Annotated in this window: 5 protein-coding genes; 1 reads left to right on the top strand and 4 read right to left on the bottom strand. The window is 46.9% G+C overall.

Translation table 11 applies throughout. The annotated features are described in order from the left end of the window. A partial coding sequence (locus L976_RS01825) for a ketoacyl-ACP synthase III (RefSeq protein WP_081990943.1) occupies positions 1 to 1,055 on the top strand: 1,055 nt, incomplete at its 5' end. A gap of 42 nt (positions 1,056 to 1,097) precedes the next feature. On the opposite strand, the gene L976_RS01820 is transcribed toward L976_RS01825, so the two are convergent. The 4 genes from L976_RS01820 to L976_RS01805 form a co-directional block, all read right to left on the bottom strand. Further along, the gene (locus tag L976_RS01820) at positions 1,098 to 2,420 is read right to left on the bottom strand and encodes an IS4 family transposase (protein WP_047533362.1); all 1,323 of its coding nucleotides are present in this window, start codon (positions 2,418 to 2,420) and stop codon (positions 1,098 to 1,100) included. Positions 2,421 to 2,520: 100 nt separating this feature from the next. Further along, on the bottom strand, positions 2,521 to 3,120 hold the full coding sequence (locus L976_RS01815; RefSeq protein ID WP_047533632.1) for a lecithin retinol acyltransferase family protein: 600 nt from the start codon (positions 3,118 to 3,120) through the stop codon (positions 2,521 to 2,523). Between the two features lie 211 nt (positions 3,121 to 3,331). Next, a complete protein-coding gene (locus L976_RS01810; RefSeq protein ID WP_047533629.1) occupies positions 3,332 to 4,009 on the bottom strand; it encodes an exonuclease domain-containing protein in 678 nt (225 codons plus the stop codon). Continuing rightward, positions 4,009 to 5,643 (bottom strand): DUF294 nucleotidyltransferase-like domain-containing protein (locus L976_RS01805; RefSeq protein WP_047533626.1); only part of this gene is annotated, 1,635 nt, incomplete at its 5' end. The genes L976_RS01805 and L976_RS01810, both read right to left, overlap by 1 nt.

Below are 5,643 nucleotides of genomic sequence, written 5' to 3'. Positions count from 1 at the left end.
CCACAATCACTGGCTGGGGAAAATGTGTTCCACCCGCCACTTTGACTAACGATGATCTTGCCACTTTTATCGAAACGTCCGATGAATGGATTAAATCACGCACAGGGATCAGTCAACGTCATATCAGCCATGTGAACACCTCGGAATTAGCGTCAGTTGCCGCCAAGCGTGCGCTTGCAGCGGCTGGGATTGAGGGTAGCGAAATTGATATGATCATTTTAGCCAGCGCTAGCCCAGATACTTTGATCCCCAATATAGCCTCAACAGTGCAGGCCAATATTGGTGCAAGCTGCGCAGCCTTTGATATCAACGCCGCCTGCAGTGGTTTTTTGTACGGCTTAGGTTTAGCTAGCTCACAGATCAAGAGTGGTCAATGCAAGAAAGTCCTCGTTGTGGGCGCCGAACGCTTATCTTTCTACCTCGATTGGTCTCGCCGTGAAACCGCCGTATTGTTTGGTGATGGCGCGGGCGCAGTTGTCGTGGAAGCGACCGATATCCCTGGTGGCGTATTAGGCTATGAGCTGAATAACGATCCCGATGGTAGAGACATCCTCAAAGCGGGTTTCGGTACCGCGATGGATCGATTCTCCGCCGAATCATTAGACTTTTACATCCAATTTGATGGCCAAGAAATTTTTAAACGCGCCATTAATGGTATGAATAAGCTAAGCACTCAAGTGCTTGAAAAATGTGGCGTCGATAAGGATGAAGTTGATTTAGTGATCCCACATCAAGCGAACGAGCGCATTATTGATACCCTCGTTAGCCGCATGAAGATCCCTAAAGAAAAAGCCTTTGTGAATATTGCTAACTATGGCAATACATCGGCGGCAACGATTCCAATCGCGATTTGTGATGCACTCGAAAAAGGGTTAATTAAACCTAACCAAACCATTCTTTCTTGCGCCTTTGGTGCGGGATTAACCTCTGCTGCATTGCTATTGCAATGGGGTGAACGTGTCACGCCAGTGCAAATCAGTGATGCCCAATTACCGCCTTGCGATCAAACTGGCATTGAGTTGGTAAAACGCGCTGTAGATTATTTCTGTAAGTAAGTTTATGCATATAAAGGCCATCATTGGATTAATGCCGTTCACTTAAGAGTGAACGGCATTTTTCTTTGGTCTAACCGGAAACTTGTTTTTGCTCATTTTAAGGACTCGTGGATATGCCCTTTCCCGTTTACCATCCAGCTTAAATTGCCGTGCATTTCGTTCTATATCCAATACGTCTCTCGGGACATTCCCCGGTGTTTGTGATGACAGTTGTGTCAACTTGAAGATGATATAACTCGCCGCATCCCGAAAACTCAGTTGATTGGGATGGACCGATGGCAAGCTTTTAGCCATCAGCAACATCTTATATCTAATGAGATTATAGGCCAGTAGCACGCCCCATAACTCTTGAGTCACCAGCTCCGGTAGTTGACTGCGGAGCGTAAAACGACTATCCAGTAGATGTTGTTTCATCTCTCTGTAGCCCAGTTCGATTTCCCATCGATGGGCATATAAGTCGACGATGTCTTCGCTGGGGTAACGCATCGGGTCTGTCAACGAGGTCAAAATGGCGACTGACTTACCTTTCACTGTCTTAGTCAATAAACGCGCTTCAAGAGTTTCAGGGAGCTGCGGCCATTTCTTTCTGGCTTGAGGTGTCGTGGTGAGTTTCACGCTCTGGTCATGCTTTCCTAGCGTTCGCACCACCTCATATTGAGTGCCTTTCTTCAATGGCAACAACCAGTGGCTATCAGGTTGCGCTTGCTGCCAAGCGTGCAGCAGGCCGAGCGAGTAAAATCCTCGGTCAAATAGGGTTAGGCTGTGATTGGGAATGCTAGGAATGAGCAGGGACGCTAAGTTCATTTCATTTTCGGCAACCGAATCAAAGGCGCTGTTGACCAACAAATGGCTGCTTAATTCCATCAAGCAAACCATGCGAATTTGCGGATAAGCCGCTTCGCCTGAAGCGTTGGCGGTTCGTCCAAAGGCGGCTTGATTTTGGACACTATCGGGTGTCCGCCACACGACACCGTCAACACCATACAAGTTAAGACCGCACCAATGAGGATGTTCAGCTCTCGCGTGCCAGGTATTGGCGCTGCGGCTAAATACTTCTCTAATAACCTCACTGCCCAATCGTTTACGCGCCTGAGTCACGGCGCTGCGTGCAACATAATCAATCTCTTGCGGCAAAACAATGTCGAGTTTGTTGATGAGTGACCGAACAGACTCCCCTCGGAACAAAGCCATTCCGATAACGGCCCAAATCATCGCGTCCATCGGCAATTTACGCCGTCTTAACGTCGCAACGCCCTGAGAGTCTAGGCAAGATTGAATTAACTCAGGTTCTAACACATCAGCTAAGCAGGTGAATTCGGTTAGGCGGGTAATATGAGTACGGGCGAGTGCTTCTGAGAGTTGCATAAAAAAATCCGATGACATGAGGTCATCGGATTTTGATCTTTTCAGCGAGATCGTCAAGCGATCTGTCTTAACTGATCGGCATTACATCATTGGATGGCCTTTATATATCTGTAAGCGCTGATGCTAAATGCATTTCATCCCAGTAAATCCCCTGCCCAAAATAAGCTGCGAGTTTTTGATTTAACTCATTAAAGCTTTTAATCGCTCGTTCTTCACCGCACAAACATGACCACACAAATCGGTGGCAATTATTGTCAAACAGGTCATATTCACGGTACTGATAAATCGCCCGCTCGGCTCGATTAACAATGGTATTAGCGATAAGCGGTTGATGTTGATGATTACAGGCAATAAAAATTTGGCTACCTGTTCGGCCCGCTAAAAATCGCTTTACCGATACGGCTCGAACAAGCCCTGAGCCATGTAACTCCACGATGCAATCATCCGCTAACCAAATCCCAGTATGCTCAATCACCCCAAACACATAACAACAAACGATACTTCCAGGTTGTGGCGTGACTTGCTTAAAACCCTTTTGCCATTGGCTCGGCGCAGTAATCATCGCCTGCTTTGTGCTTACTTGGCGAGGAACGCTGCCTAATAGTCGATTGCGTTCAAGCTGTTGTCGCTTTTCGCGTTCATCGGCGAGCATCAATGCGCCCATCGCTGCACCGCCAATCCATAGTAACGGTAGTGGCATGATCTTCTCCTATTCGCTTAACACTCTATACAACGCAGTAATACTCGCGTGCACCACTTGCTCAACACAACTTGGCAATAGCAACCAATCACCGTATAAGCTAAGCAATCGCAAATGCCTCTCTAGTAGTGAGTGTAGTCAATGAGCCATTAATCAAATATGAAAAGCCTTCTGTTCCAGAAAATATTGCGAATGAAGTGGCTTAACGTGATTAGGTCAGTAAATCTCCGACCGAAATATCTGCACCTCCCCCCATGGCCGCCACTTGTGCTAATAATAACTCCGCACAGGCTAATGCATCGGTTAATGCACTATGGGCACCGTAAATCGGTAAGTGATAACGCTCTCGACAGGCTCCAAGCCTTAGACTTCCTTCTTTAAGTACCGAATGCTCACGTAATAACCGCTGTTTCTCAAGTACTAAGGTATCTATAGCGGGGAGTAAAACGGCTTGATGGTAGATAGCCAATATATCTTGTTGTAAAAAACGACAATCCAGTGGGGAGTGATGGGCAACTAATACTCGGCCACGGGTTTGAGCAATAAACCATGCCATAGCCTCCTCAATGCTCACCGCTTGGATTAAATGGTTGTCGAGAATCCCATGAATCGTCGCACTTTGGCCGACACTGCCCTTAATTTGCACTAATTTTTGCTGCGCCTCACCAAGGGGGATCACTCCATTTTCAATGGGGACTAAGCCAATGCTTAAGATTTGATCCTGAAGGGGATCTAACCCTGTCATCTCCAAATCCATCGCCATCAAGGGAGCACGATTGATGGGCAGCGCCATCAGCGGGATTAAGGACTGATAATAATCCTTAAATAATTGATGCTGACAGCGCAGTGCTCGCCATTGCAACTTAGCATTAATCAACCAAGCGCCCATTAAAAGCTCCGCATAAATTTCATCTTCATGCCCGACTGGGCGTCATGAACCACCTTGAAGGCATCCCGTAATTGATGCCGAACTAAAGAAGATAAATGTGCGGGTAACAGATAGTTACTAATCTCAAGTCCCTGCGTATGTTGATAACCTTGGTTTGATAACCGCATATGGGCGATAAACTCATGGGCATCGGCTAAGTTAAGCGCATCCTTACGATTAAGAATATTAGCGTCCATCAGTGCCCGAATGCGTTTGGCGGTATTCACTTCTTTAATGCCCGCAGACAGGGCATATACGCGAGCAATATCATTGATCAAAGCATTCCCCTTATGCTTTAAATCAATGCCTTTTACCTCACTGCCATCGCGCTCTAACACAAATTTTCGAAAGAATCCTAAGGGCGGAGACTCGATTAAGGAATTGCCAGTCAAACCCGCGAGAAAAATATCGTTGTCTTTGGTCTGTGCCAACACCTTATCCTGCAATGCATCAAATAATGATAACGGGCCAAATACCGAACGCATATCGAAGAAAATACTTGCATGCATCAATGCCTTAGGCTCTGGAGTGACAACCCACTTTTCAAAAACCTGCTGCCATTCTTTGAGCGACATACGCCACTTGGGATTTTGCGCCATGATATTACCAGGGCAAAAAGCATAGCCACACTGATCAAGCCCTGCACAAACCGCATGGGTTAACGCATCAAAGTAGCCCTTTGCAAAATCATCCATTTCCTCGGCCACCAGCAAGCCGTTATCTTGATCCGAACAGGCCGCTTGGTCTTGCCGCCCCTGCGAGCCAAAGGCTAACCAACAAAACGCCATCGGCGCCTCACCGAGAATTTGCTGATTTAGCACAATCAAGCGCCGGGTTAAGGCATCGGTGACCGAGGTCAGCACGCGACCAATCTCCTCAGCCCGTGCATCAGCACTGATTAAATTTTGCAATAACAAGGGGATTTGTTTACTAACGCTAATGAGACTTGCGAGATCACGTTGGCGCTCGATTTCACCAATGAGGAGTAATGGCTGCGAACCTTGACCGCGTAAAATATCGGTACTAGTCACCATGCCAATGGCTTTCACTTCCTCGCTATTTTGCTCATCAATAATCGGCAGATGGTGAATATTATGTTCACTCATCAATAGCATAGCTTCAAAGATCAAGGCATTCGATGAAATCGAAATCGGTGAAGTCGTCATGGCTTGATGCACGGCAATTCGGCCATCAAGCCCTGCGGCGAGCACTCGATTGCGTAAATCTTTATCGGTTAAAATCCCCACCAGCTTACGATTATCGGTGACGAGTAAAGACGATACCCGCGAGTTACGCATCAAAAGGGCTGCTTGCGTTACACTTGCGTGGGCGTCGATCATAATCGGTGAAGATGACATTAAGGTACTAATACGACTGGTGGTCGTCAGATCTTTAGCCTTAAAACGCGCTTCATGGCGTAACCGTTTGGCAAAAGCACGGGTAAAAAATTTATCAAAGTGCCGACTCTCACTTCGTAGCTGATCGAATAATGCCTGTGGTAAGTGGTAAACCAAACTGTCTTCAAGAATGGCGACCCGATTGACTACCTTCTCCCCTGACAATAGCGTCGAAAAACCAAAAAACTCCCCTTCGGC

The organism is Shewanella sp. ZOR0012 (assembly GCF_000798835.1).
GTDB lineage: Bacteria > Pseudomonadota > Gammaproteobacteria > Enterobacterales > Shewanellaceae > Shewanella > Shewanella xiamenensis.
This window is presented reverse-complemented; position numbering and strand designations above follow the sequence as displayed.